We start from the raw sequence: 20,135 nt of genomic DNA on the forward strand, positions 1-20,135 counted from the left end.
CTGTGTTTCTAAGCTTTATCCTGATGTTTCGCTATTTTGGATTTAAAGCGCAAAAACCGCAGGATTATGTGAATGGTGGACCTGAATTTGATATTCGGACCCATCTGAATGGGCCTCTGATATGCGAAGGTGTTTTGTATGGTCCAACAGGGCGCGTCACATCGCGATTTGTGGCGGATATGTATGGCACATGGGATGGCAACAAAGGCCATTTGGTAGAGAATTTCCATTTTGACAGCGGCACAAAACAAAAGCGCGAATGGTTTTTGACGTCGAAGAATGACGGCACGTTTGATGCAGAAGCCCCCGATGTGATCGGAACGGGTGAAGGTGTGCAGATGGGGTCGGCGATCAAGCTGAACTATCGGATTAAATTGGCAGATGCCGCAGGTGGGCACGAGTTGGAGACAACTGATTGGATGTATCTGCTGGACAACGGCACGTTGGTGAACCGCAGTCAGATGCGCAAGTTCGGGATCAAAGTGGCCGAATTGGTTGCCACCATTCGTAGGGCGGATGCGTGATGCAAAAAGGTGCGCGATATTGGTTGGTGGGAGCGTCCGAAGGTTTGGGTCGTGCGTTAGCGTTTAAACTGTCCGAAGCTGGGATCGAGCTGGCCCTGTCCGCACGAAATGGGGATCGGTTGCAAGAGCTGGCGGATGCGTTGCCAAACAGTGCAAGCGTGCATCCTTTGGATGTATCAGACGCGGCGGCTGTCCAAGCGGCGGCGGCAGATGTCGGCCCCGTGGATGGTGTGATTTACGGTGCGGGTGTTTATTGGCCGATGGCAGCACAGGATTGGGATGCAGAGGCCGTAGAGGCCATGTGTGACATTAATTTCACGGGTGCAGCGCGCGTAATGGGTGCCATCGTGCCTGCTATGATCAAACGTGATTCAGGCCATGTCGTTCTGATCGGCAGCCTGTCAGGATTTCGCGGATTGCCCGGGGCCATCGGGTATGGAGCGAGCAAAGCTGGGATGATGCATTTGGCTGAAAATCTCTATGCCGAATTGCGCACTACAGGTGTGAAGGTGCAGTTGGTGAACCCTGGATTTATCAAAACACGCCTTACAGACAAAAACGATTTTGCCATGCCTTTTGTGATGGACGCAGACACGGCCGCAGATCACGTCATCTCGGCAATGCGATCAAATCGGTTCCAGAGCAATTTTCCACGTGTGTTTTCTTGGCTGTTTCGCGGTGGAAATTTTCTGCCCGCTTGGGCGTATTATCGCATTTTTGGAACGAAGCCCGATACGGCTGAAAAGGGTAAATCAACCAGTTCAAAACCGCACGCGGCAGAATGATTTAGGGTCTGTTAACAGTATCGACATCACCGCAGTTTCAGTCGAATTTTCGTCAGAACAAGGCATCTGGCCGCAGGAATAGTGATCTATTTCAAGGGCCGATAACGCAGGTCTGGCGAAAATTCGCGAAACCGCAACGCGGCGCGGTGGATTTTGCCCTGCTCCGCTGCCCGGCAGGGCATGCTTGCATGCCCGAAAGGGGGCGTTATCTGGCGCTGAAAATCGCGAGATTTATGCACGCCAGATGCCTTGTGCAGAGCGAAATCCGTCTCGCGCTGCGATGATGTCGATAGTGTTAACAGGCCCTAGTTTTTGGCGAGAAAGGCGTTGACGGATTTGAGCGCCTGACCATCGCGGAAGCGGCGATATTCCAAATCCAAGCCCCCTTCGGCCAAGGTTCGGTGATACTCCTGAACCATATAGTTGCCGTTTTCGTCGATAAGCAGGGAAAACACGCTGAGCGTGTCATCTGACAGACGCGACCAGACGTAGGGATCACCTTTGAGCGGATCCAGCGGCACCGCTTTGCCAAAAACATTGGTTTTCATCGCGGATGCAAAGATGTCATCGCGCTGTGTCGGGATGAACAGGATGGTATAGGTGTTTTCCTTTGTGCGCCCATCAGATCTGGAAATGACAGAGGTCCAAGACACCTGAAATCCTTTGTCTGTTTGGGCGATTGTCACGCTCATATCACGGTCTTCTGTGGTGTCGTTTTCCGTGATTTTAGCGGTTCCTGTGAACGTGCCAAAGAAATCGGTGATATCCGCGGCAAAGGCCGGAGCCCCAAAGAGGGTGGTCAGCAAGGCGGCAAAAATCATCAGACGGCGCATGGGGCGATTCCTTTTGGATGTGCTTATTTCGTTGAAGTTAGCAGCTTTTTTCTGGGGCGTGATAGGGGGCAAGAGGGATAAAGGATCACTTCGGCGCGATGTTGTGATAGGAAACATTTCGATATCGACGTTATCGAACGGGAAAATGTCGATTATCCACTTTGGTATTTTCCGCCTCTATGGTGTATGTATACAAATGCCTACACTCTTGGGAGATTCCGTTATGGCCGATGCAATCCAGTTCACATTAGACGGTCAAGTTGTCGTCGCTGGTCCTGATGAAACCATTTGGGAAGTGGCCAAGCGCGAAGGTACGACCATTCCGCATTTGTGCCACTCAGGGGAGAAGGGCTATCGCTCTGACGGCAACTGCCGCGCCTGTATGGTTGAAGTGGACGGGGAGCGCACATTAGTGGCGTCCTGTATTCGCAAGCCATCTGAAGGCATGGTGGTAAAGTCCGAAAGCAACCGCGCACAAACTGCCCGTAAAATGGTGATGGAAATGCTGGTTGCCGATCAGCCAGAGCGTGACGTGGCCCATGATAAATCATCCCATTTCTGGGATATGGCGGATTTGAACGGTGTGACTGCCAGCCGTTTCCCAAAGCTCGAGAAAGATCGCATTCCGTTGCTTGATGACAGCCACGTGGCGATGTCTGTGAACCTTGATGCTTGTATTTCCTGTAACTTGTGTGTGCGCGCCTGTCGCGAAGTGCAGGTGAACGATGTGATTGGCATGGCGGGCCGTGGGCATGACAGCCAGATCGTGTTTGATATGAACGATCCGATGGGCGACAGTTCTTGTGTGGCCTGTGGCGAATGTGTGCAAGCCTGTCCAACAGGTGCGTTGATGCCTGCCAAGGCGCTTGATGAGTTCCTTGTGGGGGACAGCAAAGATTACGATGAAGAAGTGAAATCCGTTTGCCCATTCTGCGGCGTTGGCTGTCAGGTGTCCATGAAGGTGAAAGACGGCAAAGTGGCGTGGGTTGATGGTATCGATGGGCCAGCCAACGAGGGCCGTTTGTGCGTAAAAGGTCGTTTCGGGTTTGATTACATCCATCATGATCACCGCCTGACAAAGCCGCTGATCCGTCGCGATGATGCGCCAGCCAAAGGGTTGAACGTGCATCCTGATAACGTTCTCGATTTTTACCGCGAAGCATCGTGGGAAGAAGCGATGTCATTTGCGGCAGGCGGTTTGGCCAAGCTGCGTGATGAGCGCGGCGGTAAATCCATTGCGGGCTTTGGCTCTGCCAAATGTACAAACGAAGAAGCGTATTTGTTCCAAAAGCTGATCCGTCAGGGATTTGGGCACAACAACGTAGATCACTGTACACGCCTGTGTCACGCATCATCCGTTGCAGCGCTGATGGAAAATGTGGGCTCTGGCGCGGTGTCTGCCACGTTTAACGAGATTGAAAACGCAGATGTGGCGATTGTGATTGGGGCCAACCCGATTGAAAACCACCCAGTGGCCGCGACATTCTTTAAGCAGTTTACGAAACGCGGCGGCAAGCTGATCGTTATGGATCCGCGCGGCGTAGGATTGGGTAAACACGCAACACATCGTTTGAAATTCCGCCCAGGCACAGACGTGTCGATGCTGAACGCGATCATGCACACGATTGTTGAGGAAAACCTGTACGATCAACAGTATATCGAAGCCTACACGGAAAACTGGGAAGCGCAGAAAGCGCACCTGAAGGATTTCCCACCAGAAAAGATGGCAGAGATTTGCGGCATTGAAGCCGAAGAGCTGAAGGAAGTGGCGCGTTTGTTTGCCACTGCCAAAGCGGGCATGATTTTCTGGGGCATGGGGATTTCCCAGCACATCCACGGCACCGACAATTCGCGGTGTTTGATTTCGCTGGCCTTGATGACAGGGCAAGTGGGTCGCCCAGGTGCAGGCCTGCACCCGCTGCGGGGCCAGAACAACGTGCAAGGGGCATCTGATGCGGGCATGATCCCGATGTTCCTGCCAGATTATCAGCCTGTTGGCGAAGATGGTGTTCGCTCTGCGTTCAACGAAATCTGGAATTCGGATGTGGATTTTGGCGCTGAAAAGGGCCTGACCGTGGTGGAAATCATGGATGCTGTGCATGATGGCGATATTCGCGGCATGTATATTCTGGGCGAAAACCCAGCCATGTCTGACCCGGATGTCGAACATGCGCGCGATGCCTTGGCAAAGCTGGAGCATTTGGTGGTTCAGGATATCTTCCTGACTGAAACTGCGAACTATGCCGATGTCATTCTGCCAGCCAGCGCCTTTGCCGAGAAAACAGGCACCGTGACGAACACAAACCGTCAGGTGCAAATGGGCCGCCCTGCCGTTCCGCCCCCAGGTGAAGCGCGCGAAGATTGGGCGATCACAACCGAATTGGCAGATCGTTTGGGCCTTGATTGGGGGTATACACACCCGAGCCAGATTTTTGCCGAGATGAAAATGGGCATGTCGTCGCTCGACAATATCACGTGGGCGCGTCTGGAAAATGAGGCGGTGACTTATCCGTCCTTGTCTCCCGAAGACCCCGGCCAACCGATTGTATTTGGCGATGGCTTCCCGCGTCCCGAAGGCCGCGCGAAATTCACGCCCGCCAGCATCATCGCCCCTGATGATGTGCCAGATGCGGAGTACCCGATGATTTTGACAACGGGACGTCAGTTGGAGCATTGGCACACCGGATCAATGACGCGTCGTGCGACAGTTTTGGATGGTTTGGAGCCAGAAGCGAACTGTTCTTTGCACCCCAAAACGCTGCGCAAGATGGGCGTGGAGCCTGGCGGTATGATCCGATTGACAACCAAACGTGGGTCCATTGTGACAATGGCACGGGCGGATCGTGCGGTGGCCGAGGATATGGTGTTCTTGCCGTTTGCCTATGTTGAGGCGGCGGCGAATATTCTGACAAACTCTGCGTTGGATCCTTATGGGAAAATTCCAGAATTCAAATTCTCGGCTGTGAAGGTTGAGAAGTATGAAGATGCCATTGCGGCGGAATAATTCGCAGACAGTGTGATTTGAAAAGGGCATTGGAAGCGATGCCCTTTTTCTTTTGGCTCGTCCGATTTTATTACCAAACCTTTAACGTCGACACGTTTGTTTGGACGTGTCGACGTTAAAGGTTTGGTAATGTGGTTGGCGTAGTGTCGTAGACGTTAATATCATGTTTACAAAGGGAGTTTTCGCCATGCCCACACCTTATCGCCCAGATCATTTTGCCCGATTGGCGGCCACCCCTTTGGGGCAAGCGCTGTGGCACTGGTTGCACGAACCTGCGCATGTTCAAGTCATGGAAGTGGCCAGTTACCTGCGCCGCCCCGCGGTGGAGGCGTTGTCTCCCTACCTTGTCGCGGACTTCGGGCCCAACATCGGCCAAAACACCACGAAACAAATGATCGGGCATATGATCCGCCAGGTGCTGGAACACCGTGGGTATCATTTGGATCGCAACAACGTGCGCATCAAACGACCTGACAATGTCTTCTTTAGTGGGTCTGCTTATCGGCTGCCTGATCCTGCGTTCATATAGTGGAGTGATTGAAACTTTTTGCGTAGTGTTGCGGTTTCTGCGGCCAGAGACGCAGGATCGTTGGAGCGCAATGCGCGGACCAGTAGATCGGCAATTTTGGGGGCATCCGCTCGTGTCACACCAAAGCGAACGATTTCAGGGGTGCCAATGCGCAAGCCGTTTAAATCCCCTTCAACTTCGGCAATGGGCAGGCCGATGCCGCAGGTTAGAAACCCAGCTTGGCGCAGTTTTTTCGCCGCCGTTTGTCCACCGCCAAATGCTGCGGATTCGATGGCCAGTTGGTGCGAGGTTGTTCCCCCTTTTGCGGCGGCAAACACGGGGATGTCGCAACGAGTCAGTTCGCGTGACAGGGCCTGAGCCACGTCGATCATCTGTTTTGCGTAGGCCACCCCGTGGTCACGCCAATCCAGCAATGTCATGGCCAGAGCGGCAGATTTGGCCGCGTCGAAATTTGCGGTCATGCCAGGAAAGGCAATCGCGTCGAGCCGTTCTGCCATGTCAGCGTCATTGGTGACGATCAAACCACCTGCTGGGCCGCCAAGGGATTTATAGGTGGACATGGTCATCACATGGGCCCCTTCGGCCAGTGGATCAGGCCACGCACCGCCCGCAATGATCCCACATTGGTGCGCCGCATCGAACAATACCTTAGCGCCCACTTCATCCGCGATGACGCGAATATCGGCCACGGGATGGGGAAACAAGTTCAGCGAGCAGCCAATGGTAATCAACGCGGGATTGGATTTGTGGGCCATATCGCGCAGGCCAACCACATCAATTGTGTACCCATCTGCATCAATCGGCGCATGCAGAATGTTCAACCCATACAACCCTGCACACCCTGCAATGTGATGCGTGACATGCCCGCCAACAGATGCAGGGGGCGCGATGATTGTGTCACCTGGCTTGCAGGTGGCCATAAAAGCATAAAGGTTTGCGATGGCCCCAGACGGCACACGGATTTCGGCAAATTTAGCGCGGAACACTTCGGCGGCGAGTTCGGCGCAAATGACCTCGATTTCTTCAATCGCCTCTAACCCCATTTCGTATTTGTCACCTGGATACCCAAGGGACGGGCGTTCCCCGATGCCGCTTGACAGCAGCGCAGCAGCACGGGGGTTGATCACGTTGGTGGCAGGATTGAGGTTAAAACAATCCCTTTCGTGGATATGCCGATTGTCTGCGGCGAGCGTTTCGAGCCGCGCAGCGATGCCCGTGCTGGACGCGGTTGCGGTGGTGTTCGCGATCTGTTGAACCAGTGTTTCTGAATGTGCGGGAACCCAAGGGCGGTGGGAAAGGGACGTCATGAAAGCCTCGTTTTAGAATGCTGCGGTTCGGTTGGCCGTGTGTGAAGTTATTGCCAATCCACTGTGCCCAGAAAAATATATCCTGCGCCATAGATGGTTTTAATCAATTTGGGATTTTTCGGATCATCGCGCAGTTTTGTGCGCAAGCGCGAGACCCGCACATCCATGGCACGATCAAAGCTGTCTGATGCGTCACCGCCCAAGGATTCCTGCATAAACGCACGAGAAATCAGTCGGTTGGGAGCGTTCAAAAACAGACGCAACACTTCGCCTTCTGCTTGGGACAAGGGGGCAGGTGCGCCGTCATCTGGGGTGAGGAGGTATTGATCAAAATCTGCGGACCAACCGGCAAATTTGGCAACTTGCGATGTTTCGGATGAGTTGGATTTCCCGCGTCGCAGCAGGGCGCGGGCACGGGCCACCACCTCGGCTGGGTCAAACGGTTTGATGATATAGTCATCGGCGCCCAACTCTAATCCAGTGATTTTGTCTTGTACTTGATTGCGGCCAGAAATGATAATGATTGCCGCCCCTTGATCCGTTGCCAGACGGTGAACAAGGGCAAGGCCATCTTTGTCTGGCAGGCCCAGATCGACAAGACAAATGTCGGGTTTGGAAGAATGAAGCGAGGCTTCGAATTCTGTGGCACGTCCAAAACTGGCGGTGCGAAATCCCGCCGCCTCAAGCGCATCGGCGAGCATGAGACGTATTTGTGGTTCATCATCCAGAATGGAAATCAGGGGTGCATTTGTGCTCATGCGTGAACCTCGTGAAATTTCTCGGCCAATTGCGGGCCAGCAAAGGGTTTGCGCAGCAAAGGAAATTGTGCGCTGGCCTGTTGGTGAATGGGGTCGTCAACAGGTAGACCTGTCATCATTATGACGGGCATATTGTGTCCCGCAGTAAGCAGTTCTTGCGCCATTTCAAACCCGTTCATTCCATCGCCAAGCATAATATCGGTTAGCACGTGGCTGACCCCAGGAATTTGTGCAAGCGTAAGTGCTTCTTCGGCGTTGTCTGCTTCAATCACGGAATGGCCCATTTCGCGCAGCATTTCACGGGTTTGCAAACGCAGGTCTTCGCGGTCTTCGACCAGCAGAACCATACCCGGATCTGTGGTTTGTGTGCCAAATCGCAGGGGCAGCTGGATCGTGACTTCGGCCCCGACTTCGGGACGATTTTTGATGCGCACGCGTCCACCGGACATTTGCGCAAAGTCGTAAGCCATGGTCAAGCCAAGGCCCGAACCCTCGTCTTTCTTGGTGGTGAAAAACGGGTCAAGTGCGCTCTGCAAGGCTTCGTTGGTGAAGCCTGATCCTGTGTCGGTGACAATAAATTCGATCCATGTGGTGCCACGCAATCGGGCGGTCAGATGGATTTCCCCCGCTTCCCCGATTGCGTCACGTGCGTTCAAGACAAGGTTCAAAAGGCCGTCTTGAACAAAACCATGATCCAGCATCACGGCGCTTTCAATGCCTTGGTTTTCGGTGTCGAACGTGATCGTGTCGGGCAATGCCGCGTGTGCCAGATTAGAGATATCTTCAAACAGTGTATCAATGGAAACCGCAGAAATCGAAAGGTCACGGCGCGCGGACACATCAGAGAGTCGGTCCAGCAACTCCCCACCCCGCAGGGCGGCAGCTTTGGTGGTTGCGATCGCGTCCTTGGCGGTATCTGGCAGGTTTTCGATGCGTTCCAATTTGCTTTGCAGGCCTAAGATGACAGTCAGCAAATTGGCAAAGTCATGGGCGAGACCGCTGGTCAGTTGTGCCGCCAATTCGCGCTTGCGTGTTTGGGTGAGCGCGGCACGGGCCTGCGCCTCGGCGGTGATGTCCATTGATAAAACGTAAGCGCCGTTGTTGGTTCCATCGGGGGCCACATCTGGTGTCAGGGCGACACGAACACGGCGTGTGGCGTCTTGCAGGTCCACTTCGGTGACAGAAGGTTCGCCCGCAAAGGCGCTTTCGAATTTTGATTTCAGTTGGTTGTAGGCTTCATCGCCCAAAGCTTCGCGCGCCGTCAGACCAATGATGGAGCGCGGTTGTGAGCCAATGACTTCGGATAGTTTACGGTTGGAATAGGTATAGCGTTGGTCGCGGTCCACATGGGCGATGTGGGCTGGTGTCATTTCTGATGTCATTCGCGCGCGGGCTTCGGCTTCGGTGAGGTCCCGTTTGGTTTCTTCCAGCGTGGCGATGGTTGCGGCGAGGGAACGGTTGGTTTCGGCGAGTTCTTCGGAGCGATTGAACAGGTCCGCTTCGAGTTTTGCACCCTCTGATCGGAGCAAGGATTCTTGTTGTTTGATTTGCGTGATGTCGGTGTAAACCGCCACCCAACCGCCTGTGCGCAACGGGCTGCCTTCGACCGAAATCCACTGGCCGTTGCTGCGTTGACGTTCCATGTAATGGGGTTCAAATGCGCGGGCCTGTTCGGTTCGACTGACAACAAATTCTTCGAGATCGGCGATTTCACCGTAATCCCCACGCGATGCCAAATAGCGGATGGTGTCGGCAAAATCTGTCCCAATTTCAACGATATGATCGGGCAGGCCAAACATTTCCTGATACCGTCGGTTGGCCACAGACAGGCGGAGGTCTGCGTCAAAAATGGTGAGAGCTTGACCAATGAGGTTTAGCCCTGCGCGCATCATTTGGGTTGTGGTTTGATCCGACATGGGGATTTGCGTAGCAGAGGGGAGGCGGGGATTGCTAGGGGGAAAGTTGCGCGGGTGTGCTTCTCGAGCATTACTTTGCAATACTTTGTCAGCGCCACTTTGCAACGCAAAGGGGTCTGTAACATTTTGATACATTTCCGAAAAAGTTCAGAATGGTTTTGACGTCACTGTTTTCTCAATCAATGATGTCGTGCGGGGAATCATGAGCCCTGCGTGACGCTGGACGGACGCACAAGTCGGACGCTGGCAACTGGGAGGAAATGACTCGTGACATCTGGACAGTCCCCTGTTGGGAACCTCGATACTATTCCGCGCCTTTTGGCCCGCAATGTTGCGCAATACGGCGACAAGCCTGCGTATCGTGAAAAAGAATTTGGCATCTGGCAAAGCTGGACGTGGGCCCAAGTGGGCGATGAAATCAACGCCTTGGCGCTTGGCTTGTTGGACATGGGCCTGAATGAAGGCGACCATGTTGCGATCATTGGGAAAAACCGCCCCTATTTTTACTGGGCGATGGTTGCGGTCCAATCTTGTGGTGGCGTCCCTGTTCCGCTGTACCAAGATGCTGTGGCAGAAGAGATGGCCTATGTGCTCGATCACTGTTCAGCACGGTTTGTGTTTGCCGAAGACCAAGAGCAGGTTGATAAGTGTTTGGATGTAAAGGATCAGCTGCCAGGAATGGAGCAGATCATTTATGTCGACCCAAGGGGTTTGCGTAAATACGATCATTCGGCGTTGCACGGTTATCGTGACGTACAGGAAGCTGGCCGCAAAAGCAGCCAAAAGGCCGAGTTGGACGCGCGACTGGCCAAGCAGGATTTCGATACCACGTGTGTGATGCTTTACACCTCTGGCACGACAGGCCGCCCAAAGGGGGTGGTGCTGTCAAACCAGAACATCATTATGTCAGGTAAAGCGGCGTCAGAGTTTGATAACCTGCACGCAGATGACAGTGTGTTGGCCTATCTGCCGATGGCATGGGTTGGGGATTTCATCTTTACCATTGGTACAGGGTATTGGAGCGGATTTTGTGTTTGCTGCCCAGAAAGCCAAGAAACTATGCAGCATGACCTGCGTGAAATCGGGCCAAGCTATTTCTTTGCGCCGCCACGGTATTTCGAAGGTGTGTTGACATCGGTGATGATCCGTATGGAAGACGCCAGCCCAAGCAAGCAGCGGATGTTCAAGAAATACATGGATTTCGCCAAAGAGGTTGGGCCGAAAATTCTGGACGGTAAGCCAGTGAGTTTTGGCGAAAAGCTGAAGTATGCAATTGGTAATTTCCTTGTGTATGGGCCGTTGAAAAATACGCTGGGCCTGTCGCGTGTGCGTGTTGGCTATACAGCGGGGGAGGCGATTGGGCCTGAGATTTTCGATTTCTATCGCTCCTTGGGGATCAATCTGAAACAATTGTACGGTCAGACAGAAGCATCTGTTTTTGTTACTGTGCAGCCCGATGGGGAAGTGCGCGCCGATACGGTTGGTGTTCCAGCCCCAGGTGTGGAACTGCGCATCGCGGACAACGGCGAGGTGTTTTACAAATCACCAGGTGCGTTCGTGGAATATTACAAAAACCCAGAAAGCACGGCAGACACCAAAGATGCCGAAGGTTGGGTTGCCACAGGGGACGCGGGTTTCATCGAAGAAGACACTGGGCATTTGCGGATTATCGACCGCGCCAAAGACGTTGGGCAAATGGCCGATGGTCGTATGTTTGCGCCTAAGTATGTTGAAAATAAACTGAAATTTTATCCCAACATTCTGGAAGCTGTTGTATTTGGAAATGAAAAGGATCGCTGTGTGGCGTTCCTGAACATTGATTTGACGGCGGTTGGCAACTGGGCCGAGCGGAACAACATTGCGTATTCATCTTATCAGGAATTGGCGGGGCATCCGCAGGTTCTGGCGACGATGCAGGAGCATGTGGAGGCAGTGAATGCCTCTGTGGCCGAAGACCCGATGTTGTCTGGCTGTCAGATCCATCGGTTCTGTGTATTGCACAAGCAATTGGATGCCGATGATGGAGAATTGACGCGGACGCAAAAGGTGCGCCGCCGCATCATCGAAGAGAAATTCGCGGATTTGATTAACGGTCTGTACGACGGGTCTGCGCAAATTTCGACGGAAACAGAGGTGACGTATGAAGATGGGCGCAAAGGCTCCATCAGTGCGACACTGGAAATGCGCGATGCAAAAGTGTTTGCAACCGCGAGCGACAAGGTAGCGGCGGAATGAATACAGCTGAATCCTATGTAACCCCAGACGGGCGCACCATTGGGGGCGTTATGATGGAGATGAAGAACATCACGCTGCGTTTTGGCGGTGTGGTGGCCATTCAGGACATCTCGTTTGACATCCGCGAGGGTGAAATTCGGGCGATTATCGGTCCGAACGGGGCGGGTAAATCGTCCATGTTGAACGTCATCAACGGATTTTATCATCCGCAAGAAGGCGAAGTCTGGTTTAACGGCTCTAAACGCCCCGCGATGAAGCCCTATCAGATTGCAGCCCAAGGGATTGCGCGGACGTTTCAGAATATCGCGTTGTTCAAGGGTATGACTACGGTTGAAAATGTGATGACGGGCCGTCAGTTGATGATGAAGAAGAACTTCCTCTGGCAAATGCTGCGCGTCGGCCCTGCGGTGCAAGAAGAGGTGGAACACCGCCGCCGCTGCGAAGAGATCATCGACTTTTTGGAGATTCAGCACATCCGCAAAGAGCCCGTGGGCAGTTTGCCTTATGGTTTGCAAAAACGCGTGGAATTGGCGCGCGCATTGGCGATGGAGCCAAAGCTGTTGCTGCTCGATGAGCCAATGGCGGGGATGAACGTTGAGGAAAAAGAGGACATGAGCCGCTTTATCCTTGATGTGAACGATCAATACGGCACGACGATTGCGCTGATTGAGCACGATATGTCCGTGGTGATGGATTTGGCGGACCGTGTGGTTTGCCTTGATTACGGGAAAATGTTGGCGGACGGTACACCTGATGAGGTTCAAAAGAACCAAGCGGTGATCGACGCTTATTTGGGGGTTGAGCACTGATGTCGGATTTACTCTATAGCATTTTTGTCGGCCCTTTTGCCGATATGATCGCCCTGCCAGATTTCCTTATGCAGGTGCTGTGGGAAGGGTTTGTGGCTGGGGTTCTTTATGCCCTGATCGCGCTGGGCTTTGTGCTGATTTTCAAGGCCTCTGGTGTGTTTAACTTTGCCCAAGGGATCATGGTTGTGTTCTCTGGCCTTACACTTGTGGGGCTATATGAACTGGGTGTTCCCGCGTTTCTGGCGCTGCTGATTACGCTGGGGGTGATGTATTGTCTGGCCTTCTCGGTCGAACGGTTTGTGCTGCGAAAACTGGTGAACCAGCCTGATATTATTCTGTTTATGGCAACAATTGGTTTGACGAATATCCTGATCGGTCTTGGCCAGTGGATTTTCGGCGGTGAAACCAAAACGATGATTACCGAGCAGCTGTGGCTGCCCACAGGATCGAGCGTTTGGGAACCGGGCGGTGGTCTCGTGATCTTCCAACATATCGACATTGCGGCGACGGTAATTGCGGTTTTGATGATCGTTGGGCTTGGCTTCTTCTTTAGCTACACCAAAGTAGGCCGTGCCTTGCGCGCTGTTGCCGATGACCATCAGGCATCGCTGTCGGTTGGTATTTCGCTCAACCAAATCTGGGTGATCGTGTGGTTTGCCGCGGGAATCGTGGCGCTGGTCACAGGGATTATGTGGGGCGCACGTTCTGACGTGTCTTTCTCACTCCAGATTATCGCGCTCAAGGCGTTGCCTGTGCTGGTTCTGGGCGGGTTCACATCTATCCCAGGGGCCATTGTTGGCGGCCTGATCATCGGGATCGGCGAGAAAATATTCGAGATTTATTGGGGGCCGCTCTTTGGCTCTGGCGTGGAAGGCTGGTTCGCATATGTGATCGCGCTGATCTTCCTGCTGTTCCGTCCACAAGGCCTGTTTGGCGACAAGATTATCGAGAGAGTTTAACAGATGTTTTACCGCGAAGCAGGACAATACAACACGACGTATGAACAGGACCTTCAGGCGTTTCCGATCAAGCAAGACAAGATCGGTATCGCGATCTGGTTGGTGCTGGCCTATTTATTCGTGCCGTTCTTTGGCATCCCAGGGCTAGAGTATGGGTTCGCGATGAACGCCATTATGATCCCTGTGCTGATCTTTACCATCACCACCATCGGGCTCAACATTCTGGTTGGCTTCACGGGGCAGATCAGCCTTGGGACAGGGGCGTTTATGGGGGTTGGGGCGTATGCCTGTTACAAGCTGACGTCCTATTTCCCAGATGTGAATATCATCATCATTATCTTTGCCAGTGGATTTGTGTCCGCGATTGTGGGGGCGTTGTTCGGCCTGCCATCGCTGCGGATCAAAGGGTTTTATCTGGTTGTTGCCACGCTGGCCGCGCAGTTCTTTTTGGAATGGTGCTTTATTCGTGTGGGTTGGCTCTACAACTACAACCCATCTGGCGCGATTGAGGTGCCCCAACGCGAGGTGTTTGGCTGGATCGTAACGGGGGCCAGTGCGGAACCTGTTACGCGGTATTTGGTGGTGCTGTCGATCCTTGTGTTCCTGACCATCATTGCTGGCAACTTGGTACGCGGCCGCATTGGGCGCAGCTGGATGATGATCCGCGATATGGATATTGCGGCGGAATTGATCGGCGTGCGGCCTTTGACGGCGAAGCTGTCAGCATTCGCGGTGTCATCCTATTTCATCGGTGTGTCTGGCGCGTTGATGGTGTTCCTGTGGCTCGGTGCTGCGGAAGTTGAAAGCTTCGATGTGAACCATTCGTTCCTGTATCTGTTTATGGTGATCCTTGGGGGGCTTGGTTCTCTTACGGGGTCGTTTATGGGGGCCGCGTTCATCTGGACCTTCCCGATTGTGTTGAAGGAACTTGGCAAAAGCTGGTTCGGGATCAATGCGACCGTGATGGAAAACGTAAGCCTTGTGGCCATTGGTGTGATGATCGTCGTGATCCTGATCGCAGAACCGCACGGCATGGCCCGTTTGTGGCAAATCGTGAAACAGAAATTAAGAATCTGGCCGTTCCCGCACTAGGGATCGTGCCGCGATGCGCCAACAGCCAAACGAGACCGCGCTGTTGGCAAAAGGAGAGGTCTCATTCACGGGTTGCCACGGGGTGGCCCATCAAAGGGAGAATGCAACATGCTTAAGCAGCTTTTTGCAGGTGCTCTGGCGGCCGCAGTGGTCACAGGCGCATCATATGAAACAGCACAGGCGGAGGACACACTTTACGTTCCTTCCTTGTCATACCGGACTGGCCCATTTGCGGGCGCTGGCGTTCAGATCGCCAACGGTTTCGCCGATTACTTTGCCATGCTGAACGCACGCGATGGCGGCATCGGTGGTGCAAAAGTGGTGATGGAAGAGTGTGAGACAGCCTACAACGCGCAAAAAGGCGTTGAGTGTTACGAAGCCACAAAGGGTAAAGGCGCGCTCGTCTATAACCCGTATTCCACAGGCATCACATTGCAGTTGATCCCAAAAGCACCAGTGGATGAAATTCCGATCCTGTCCATGGGGTACGGTTTGTCAGCGGCTGCGAAGGGTGAAACATTCCCTTGGACGTTTACTTATCCAGCGTCTTACTGGTCACAGATGTCTTCTATCCTGAAGTACATCGACGCAAACGGCGGTGTTGAAGGCAAAAAGATTGGCTTTATCTACCTCGACGTTGGTTACGGTAAAGAGCCTATTCCACTGCTTGAAGAGCTGGCACCGAAGATGGGCTTTGAAGTGGCTTACTTCCCCGTTGGTGTGAAAGAAATGCAGGCACAATCCGCACAGTGGTTGAACGTTCGTAAAGAGCGCCCTGACTGGATGGTGATGTGGGGCTTTGGCGCCATGAACGCATCTGCGATCAAAGAAGCTGCGAAAATCCGTTACCCAATGGATCGTTTCATCGGCAACTGGTGGGCAGCGGCAGACGTTGACCTGCGTCCAGTTGGTGAAGCTGGTAAAGGCTACATCGGTGCAAACTTCTCTGGTATTGGCACAGACTTCCCAGCCGTTCAGGACATGATCAAACATGTTGTTGAAGCAGGGAATTCGAAAGCGGACCCAGCAGACGTTGGTGGCGTTTTGTACAACCGTGGCATGTTCAACGCTGTGATCGTGGCAGAAGCCATCGCAGCAGCACAGAAAGCGACTGGCAAGAAATCCATCACAGGTGCAGACATGCGCGTTGGTTTGGAAACATTTGACCTGTCCGAAGCACGTTTGAAAGAGCTGGGCCTGGCTGGTTTCACAGCACCTATCAAAGGTGATTGTGCGGACCACGAGGGCGCGGGTTCCGTGTTCATGCAGCAGTGGAACGGTTCCAGCTGGGACCAAATCTCAGAGCCGATTGCACCTATGACAGATGTGGTTGCTCCGCTTTTGACAGACGCTGCGGCACAATACGTAGCCGACAAGCCTGAGTGGAAAACACAGACTTGTAACTAAGACCTTTGTCTGGCGCGGCACACGCCGCGCCAGATATCTTAATTTGATGGATTTTGACCCATGCTAGACGATGGAAAAACCGAAGAAACCTTGTTGCAGGTGAACAATATTGAGGTGATTTACAATCACGTCATCTTGGTCCTGAAAGGTGTGTCTTTGAGCGTTCCCAAGGGCGGCATCACCGCGCTGCTCGGGGGGAATGGCGCAGGCAAATCGACCACGCTTAAGGCGATTTCGAACCTGTTGTTGTCTGAGCGGGGTGATGTGACCAAAGGGACGATTGAATACCGTGGTCAAAAAGTTGCGGGCTTGTCGCCTGCGGAACTGGTGCGCCGCGGCGTGATCCAAGTGATGGAAGGACGCCATTGTTTTGGCCACCTGACCGTCGAAGAAAACCTGCTCACGGGGGCATATACCCGTAAGATTTCACGGGCCGAGTTGAAAGAAAGCCTCGACCTTGTTTACACGTATTTCCCGCGTCTAAAGGAGCGCCGCAAATCGCTTGCGGGGTATACCTCTGGCGGGGAACAACAAATGGTGGCCATTGGCCGTGCGTTGATGTCCACACCCGAAACGGTGCTGCTTGATGAGCCGTCCATGGGTTTGGCGCCACAGTTGGTAGAAGAGATTTTCACGATTGTGAAAGACCTGAATGAAAAAGAAGGCGTGTCGTTTCTACTGGCGGAACAGAACACCAATGTGGCGCTGCGGTTTGCACACTACGGGTATATTCTGGAATCAGGCCGTGTTGTGATGGATGGCCCTGCGGCGGATCTGCGCGAAAACCCAGATGTGAAAGAGTTCTATCTCGGCATGTCGGATGAAGGGCGCAAATCATTCCGCGAAGTACGGTCGTACCGTCGTCGGAAACGTTGGTTGTCTTAATCGTTTTTCAGTTCGAATACATAGCACGGGGGCGTTGCCCCCAAACCCCCAGGATATTTAAGCTCAAAAGAAGAGCAGGGGGTGGGAATGGAGGCCGAAGTGGGCGCTTTTTACGATGAATTGGAAACGCGGAGTGCGGATCAGCGTGCGGCGGATTTGGCCACAGCTTTGCCAGCACAAATCGCCAATGCGGTGAAGCATGCGGGTGGCTATTGCGCGTCTTTGAATGATGTGAACCCTGCCGATGTGGTGGATATGGCGGCCTTGGCGAAATTGCCAATGCTGCGGAAATCCGAACTGGGCGCAGCGCAGAAAAAAGTTACACCTTTGGGGGGATATGCCGCGCGGCAAGTGGCAGAGTTTGATCATGTGTTTCAATCACCAGGTCCAATTTATGAACCAGGGATGCGGGGCCGTGATTGGTGGCGCATGGGGCGTGGCCTGTTTGCTGCGGGCATTGGCAAAGGGGATGTGGTACAGAACTGTTTCTCTTATCACTTAACACCAGCGGGTATGATGTTTGAAAATGGGTGTGCCGCAGTTGGGGCAACAGTTTTGCCCGCAGGAACAGGGCAGACAGAATTGCAGGTGCAAGCGGCGCTGGCCTGTGGGGTTACGGCCTATACGGGGACGCCTGATTACCTGAAAATCATTCTTGATAAAGCGGATGAGATGGGCGTGGACCTCTCTCGGTTGACCAAAGCCTGTGTCGGGGGCGGAGCATTGTTTCCGTCACTGCGCCAAGAATATGCGGATCGTGGGATTTCTTGTTTGCAAGGCTATGGCACTGCGGATTTGGGATCCATCGCATATGAAAGCCCCGCGATGGAGGGGATGATCGTTGATGAAGGTGTGATCGTGGAAATCGTTACACCCGGAACGGGAAATCCTGTGGCGGAAGGCGAAGTGGGCGAGGTTGTTGTGACCACGTTGAACCCTGATTACCCGCTGATCCGATTTGCCACGGGCGATATGTCTGCGGTGCTGACAGGGCAAAGCCCGTGTGGGCGCACCAACATGCGGATCAAGGGCTGGATGGGACGTGCGGATCAAACCGCAAAGATCAAAGGGATGTTTGTGCGTCCTGAACAAGTGGCCGAATTGGTTGTCCGCCATGATGAAATTTCCAAGGTTCGTGTTGTGGTCAGTCGTGACGGCGAGGCGGATCATATGGAGGTACTTTGCGAAGCTGAGAACGGTGCGGACATCGGCAAAATTGAGGCGACCGTTAAGGATGTTCTAAAGCTTCGCGGGGCCGTGTTATTGCATAACATCGGTTCATTGCCAAATGATGGTAAGGTGATTGACGATCAACGCACCTATGACTGACCCTTAGCGCCGATGCGTGTCAGGGTACACCATCGGATCTAAGGAGATTTAAAATGGGAATTCGCACTGTTATCGGAGCCGCTTTGGCTGCCCTTTTGTTTGGGGCAGGGGGCGTATCTGCCAAAGACCTTGTTTTGATGGTTGGCAACGAAACCTATCGCAATTTTAACAAAGTTCCCAATGCGCAGTCTGTTTTGCGCACCTCGCGTGCGTTCGAAGCCGCGGGGTATGAGGTTATTCAACTGACGGATGCGAGTGAGGCTCGTCTAAAGGACGCCTTTGATCAGTTTGAGCGGTTGCATGGCGATGCGGATCGGGTCGTGGTTGTGCTGGCAGGGCAGTTTATGAAGGCACGATCTGGAACGTGGTTTGCGCCAACGGATTTACAATCGCCGTCGTTGTCAAACATCGGGTTTGATGCGATGCCCTTGTCGGCCATTCTTTCGTTCTTGGGGGAAAAGCCAGGCGGGGCCGCATTATTTCTGGCGCGAGTTAAGCCCCACACCCCCGTTGATGCGCCCATTCAAAAGGGCATTGGTCGGTTGCGGATACCCCAAGGGGTGATGGTGGCGGAAGGAACGCCGACACATGTGCAAAAGGCGCTGCTTGATGCGTTTTTGCAGCCAGATGTGTCCTTGGCGGAAGCGGTTGAAGCATCGCCAAAGCTGAAAATTTCAGGGTTAGTATCTGATTGGGTGTCGTTGAACGAAACCCTTGATGCGGACATTGAGGAAGAAGTGGTCGTAGACCTCGGTGTTTCTGCGGCCTTGGCCGAGGAAGCATTTTGGCAGGCCGCGGATGCGATTGGCAGCAAGGCGTCCTACGAAACCTATTTGCGGCGGTATCCTTCGGGTGAGTTTGCAGAGCAAGCCCAGCAGATGCTGCAGGTGATAGCCGATGCAACGCCGAAATATACGCCCGAAGAAAAGGCTGAGCTGGATATGGCGCTGACGCGCAATGATCGGCGACGGGTGCAAGAACAACTGTCCCTGCTTGGTTTCAACCCAAAGGGTATTGATGGCCTGTTTGGGCCAGGATCACGCGCTGCGATCAAGCGGTTCCAGTCGTTGAATGGATTGGATGGGGATGGGTTTATGAACCCCAAAACCCTGCGCCGATTGCGCAACCAATCAGAAGAGCGTGCGGCAGAAATGGCCGAAGAAGCGGAGCGTGAAAAGCGCCGCCGTGATGCGGCCGATGCTAAACTGTGGGAACGCACGGGCGCACGGGGGACCGAGGCCGATTATCTGGCGTATCTCAGTAAGTATCCCAAAGGGTTGTATTCTGCGGCGGCGCGCAAAGAATTGCAGCGCATAGAAGAAGAAAAGAATGCGTCTGCTAAGGCGGTTGAAAAGGCTGCGTGGGACGCGGCCAAAGCCGAGGACACTGTGCCAGCTTATCGCCGCTTTGTTGGGGACTATCCTGATGGGTCTTTCACACGGCTGGCGATTGCGCGGATAGATCAATTGACGGCTACGGATGCGGAAAAAGAACAGCGGGCCGCAGCGAAACGCGAAGAAGAGGCGCTGAAAATGAGCCCCTCTATGATGTTGCTGATTGAACGAAAGTTGAAAGCGATTGGCCTGAAACCAGGAAAACAGGATGGCAACTTTACCAAAAACACCCGCGCGGCCATTCGGGATTATCAGAATGCCCGTGGCCTGCCCGTGACAGGATTTGTCACCCGGCGCACGGTTGTTCGGTTGATGTCTGAATAAAACACAAAAACGGCCCCCAAACTATGCGCTTGGGGGCCGTTTTTT

At 53.6% G+C, this 20,135-nt stretch carries 16 protein-coding genes; 12 read left to right on the top strand and 4 right to left on the bottom strand.

Features of this window, described 5'->3' with window-relative positions; genetic code table 11:
- Positions 1-23 precede the first annotated feature (23 nt).
- Both QBD29_RS04120 and QBD29_RS04125 read left to right on the top strand, forming a co-directional pair.
- Positions 24-524, top strand: coding sequence for a DUF3833 domain-containing protein (locus QBD29_RS04120; protein ID WP_280100919.1), 501 nt, complete (start codon positions 24-26; stop codon positions 522-524).
- Positions 524-1,309, top strand: coding sequence for an SDR family NAD(P)-dependent oxidoreductase (locus QBD29_RS04125; protein WP_280100051.1), 786 nt, complete (start codon positions 524-526; stop codon positions 1,307-1,309). The genes QBD29_RS04120 and QBD29_RS04125 overlap by 1 nt, the downstream gene beginning before the upstream one ends.
- Positions 1,310-1,614: 305 nt before the next feature.
- Here the strand turns inward: QBD29_RS04125 and QBD29_RS04130 are convergent, their stop codons facing one another.
- Positions 1,615-2,142, bottom strand: a complete 528-nt coding sequence (locus tag QBD29_RS04130; protein ID WP_280100052.1) for a hypothetical protein — start codon at positions 2,140-2,142, stop codon at positions 1,615-1,617.
- 223 nt (positions 2,143-2,365) lie between these two features.
- Between QBD29_RS04130 and fdhF the strand changes: the two genes are divergently transcribed.
- A complete protein-coding gene (gene fdhF, locus QBD29_RS04135) occupies positions 2,366-5,146 on the top strand; it encodes a formate dehydrogenase subunit alpha (RefSeq protein ID WP_280100053.1) in 2,781 nt (926 codons plus the stop codon).
- 187 nt (positions 5,147-5,333) lie between these two features.
- Positions 5,334-5,675 carry a hypothetical protein gene (locus tag QBD29_RS04140; RefSeq protein WP_280100054.1) on the top strand — a complete coding sequence of 114 codons (342 nt, stop codon included), beginning with the start codon at positions 5,334-5,336 and terminating at the stop codon, positions 5,673-5,675.
- Here QBD29_RS04140 and QBD29_RS04145 read toward each other — a convergent pair.
- Genes QBD29_RS04145 through QBD29_RS04155 form a run of 3 tightly spaced genes read right to left on the bottom strand, consistent with a single transcriptional unit; the run spans position 5,645 to position 9,656 of the window.
- Positions 5,645-6,982 (bottom strand): aminotransferase class I/II-fold pyridoxal phosphate-dependent enzyme, encoded by a 1,338-nt coding sequence (locus tag QBD29_RS04145; RefSeq protein ID WP_280100055.1) that lies wholly within the window; start codon positions 6,980-6,982, stop codon positions 5,645-5,647. The genes QBD29_RS04140 and QBD29_RS04145 overlap by 31 nt on opposite strands.
- Before the next feature lie 47 nt (positions 6,983-7,029).
- Entirely contained in the window at positions 7,030-7,740 is a 711-nt protein-coding gene (locus tag QBD29_RS04150; RefSeq protein WP_280100056.1) for a response regulator transcription factor, read from the bottom strand.
- Complete coding sequence (locus QBD29_RS04155) at positions 7,737-9,656, bottom strand: PAS-domain containing protein (protein ID WP_280100057.1); 1,920 nt, start codon at positions 9,654-9,656, stop codon at positions 7,737-7,739. Before QBD29_RS04155 ends, QBD29_RS04150 begins: the two co-directional genes overlap by 4 nt.
- Before the next feature lie 267 nt (positions 9,657-9,923).
- On the opposite strand from QBD29_RS04155, the gene QBD29_RS04160 reads away from it, so the two are divergent.
- The 8 genes from QBD29_RS04160 (at position 9,924) to QBD29_RS04195 (ending at position 20,090) form a co-directional block, all read left to right on the top strand.
- Positions 9,924-11,891, top strand: coding sequence for an AMP-binding protein (locus tag QBD29_RS04160; protein ID WP_280100058.1), 1,968 nt, complete (start codon positions 9,924-9,926; stop codon positions 11,889-11,891).
- Positions 11,888-12,700, top strand: coding sequence for an ABC transporter ATP-binding protein (locus QBD29_RS04165; protein WP_280100059.1), 813 nt, complete (start codon positions 11,888-11,890; stop codon positions 12,698-12,700). The genes QBD29_RS04160 and QBD29_RS04165 overlap by 4 nt, the downstream gene beginning before the upstream one ends.
- 53 nt (positions 12,701-12,753) lie before the next feature.
- Positions 12,754-13,659: a branched-chain amino acid ABC transporter permease gene (locus QBD29_RS04170; RefSeq protein WP_280100920.1), complete on the top strand. Its 906-nt coding sequence runs from the start codon at positions 12,754-12,756 to the stop codon at positions 13,657-13,659.
- Between the two features lie 3 nt (positions 13,660-13,662).
- Positions 13,663-14,751, top strand: coding sequence for a branched-chain amino acid ABC transporter permease (locus tag QBD29_RS04175; RefSeq protein ID WP_280100060.1), 1,089 nt, complete (start codon positions 13,663-13,665; stop codon positions 14,749-14,751).
- Positions 14,752-14,859: 108 nt separating this feature from the next.
- A complete protein-coding gene (locus QBD29_RS04180) occupies positions 14,860-16,158 on the top strand; it encodes an ABC transporter substrate-binding protein (protein ID WP_280100061.1) in 1,299 nt (432 codons plus the stop codon).
- Positions 16,159-16,218: 60 nt separating this feature from the next.
- Positions 16,219-17,043, top strand: coding sequence for an ABC transporter ATP-binding protein (locus QBD29_RS04185; RefSeq protein ID WP_280100062.1), 825 nt, complete (start codon positions 16,219-16,221; stop codon positions 17,041-17,043).
- 87 nt (positions 17,044-17,130) lie between these two features.
- Positions 17,131-18,372 carry an AMP-binding protein gene (locus tag QBD29_RS04190; RefSeq protein WP_280100063.1) on the top strand — a complete coding sequence of 414 codons (1,242 nt, stop codon included), beginning with the start codon at positions 17,131-17,133 and terminating at the stop codon, positions 18,370-18,372.
- A 53-nt stretch (positions 18,373-18,425) separates the two neighbouring features.
- The gene (locus QBD29_RS04195; RefSeq protein ID WP_280100064.1) at positions 18,426-20,090 is read left to right on the top strand and encodes a peptidoglycan-binding domain-containing protein; all 1,665 of its coding nucleotides are present in this window, start codon (positions 18,426-18,428) and stop codon (positions 20,088-20,090) included.
- Positions 20,091-20,135 lie beyond the last annotated feature (45 nt).

The sequence above is a fragment of the Amylibacter sp. IMCC11727 genome, assembly GCF_029854195.1.
Taxonomy (GTDB): domain Bacteria; phylum Pseudomonadota; class Alphaproteobacteria; order Rhodobacterales; family Rhodobacteraceae; genus Amylibacter.

Excerpts from the sequence above, each read along its gene's own strand:
- QBD29_RS04165 (WP_280100059.1), top strand. The coding sequence starts at position 11,888 with ATGAATACAGCTGAATCCTATGTAACCCCAGACGGGCGCACCATTGGG.
- QBD29_RS04195 (WP_280100064.1), top strand. The coding sequence starts at position 18,426 with ATGGGAATTCGCACTGTTATCGGAGCCGCTTTGGCTGCCCTTTTGTTT.
- QBD29_RS04130 (WP_280100052.1), bottom strand. The coding sequence starts at position 2,142 with ATGCGCCGTCTGATGATTTTTGCCGCCTTGCTGACCACCCTCTTTGGG.
- QBD29_RS04190 (WP_280100063.1), top strand. The coding sequence starts at position 17,131 with ATGGAGGCCGAAGTGGGCGCTTTTTACGATGAATTGGAAACGCGGAGT.
- QBD29_RS04185 (WP_280100062.1), top strand. The coding sequence starts at position 16,219 with ATGCTAGACGATGGAAAAACCGAAGAAACCTTGTTGCAGGTGAACAAT.
- fdhF (WP_280100053.1), top strand. The coding sequence starts at position 2,366 with ATGGCCGATGCAATCCAGTTCACATTAGACGGTCAAGTTGTCGTCGCT.
- QBD29_RS04180 (WP_280100061.1), top strand. The coding sequence starts at position 14,860 with ATGCTTAAGCAGCTTTTTGCAGGTGCTCTGGCGGCCGCAGTGGTCACA.
- QBD29_RS04150 (WP_280100056.1), bottom strand. The coding sequence starts at position 7,740 with ATGAGCACAAATGCACCCCTGATTTCCATTCTGGATGATGAACCACAA.
- QBD29_RS04140 (WP_280100054.1), top strand. The coding sequence starts at position 5,334 with ATGCCCACACCTTATCGCCCAGATCATTTTGCCCGATTGGCGGCCACC.
- QBD29_RS04155 (WP_280100057.1), bottom strand. The coding sequence starts at position 9,656 with ATGTCGGATCAAACCACAACCCAAATGATGCGCGCAGGGCTAAACCTC.
- QBD29_RS04120 (WP_280100919.1), top strand. The coding sequence starts at position 24 with ATGTTTCGCTATTTTGGATTTAAAGCGCAAAAACCGCAGGATTATGTG.
- QBD29_RS04175 (WP_280100060.1), top strand. The coding sequence starts at position 13,663 with ATGTTTTACCGCGAAGCAGGACAATACAACACGACGTATGAACAGGAC.
- QBD29_RS04125 (WP_280100051.1), top strand. The coding sequence starts at position 524 with ATGCAAAAAGGTGCGCGATATTGGTTGGTGGGAGCGTCCGAAGGTTTG.
- QBD29_RS04145 (WP_280100055.1), bottom strand. The coding sequence starts at position 6,982 with ATGACGTCCCTTTCCCACCGCCCTTGGGTTCCCGCACATTCAGAAACA.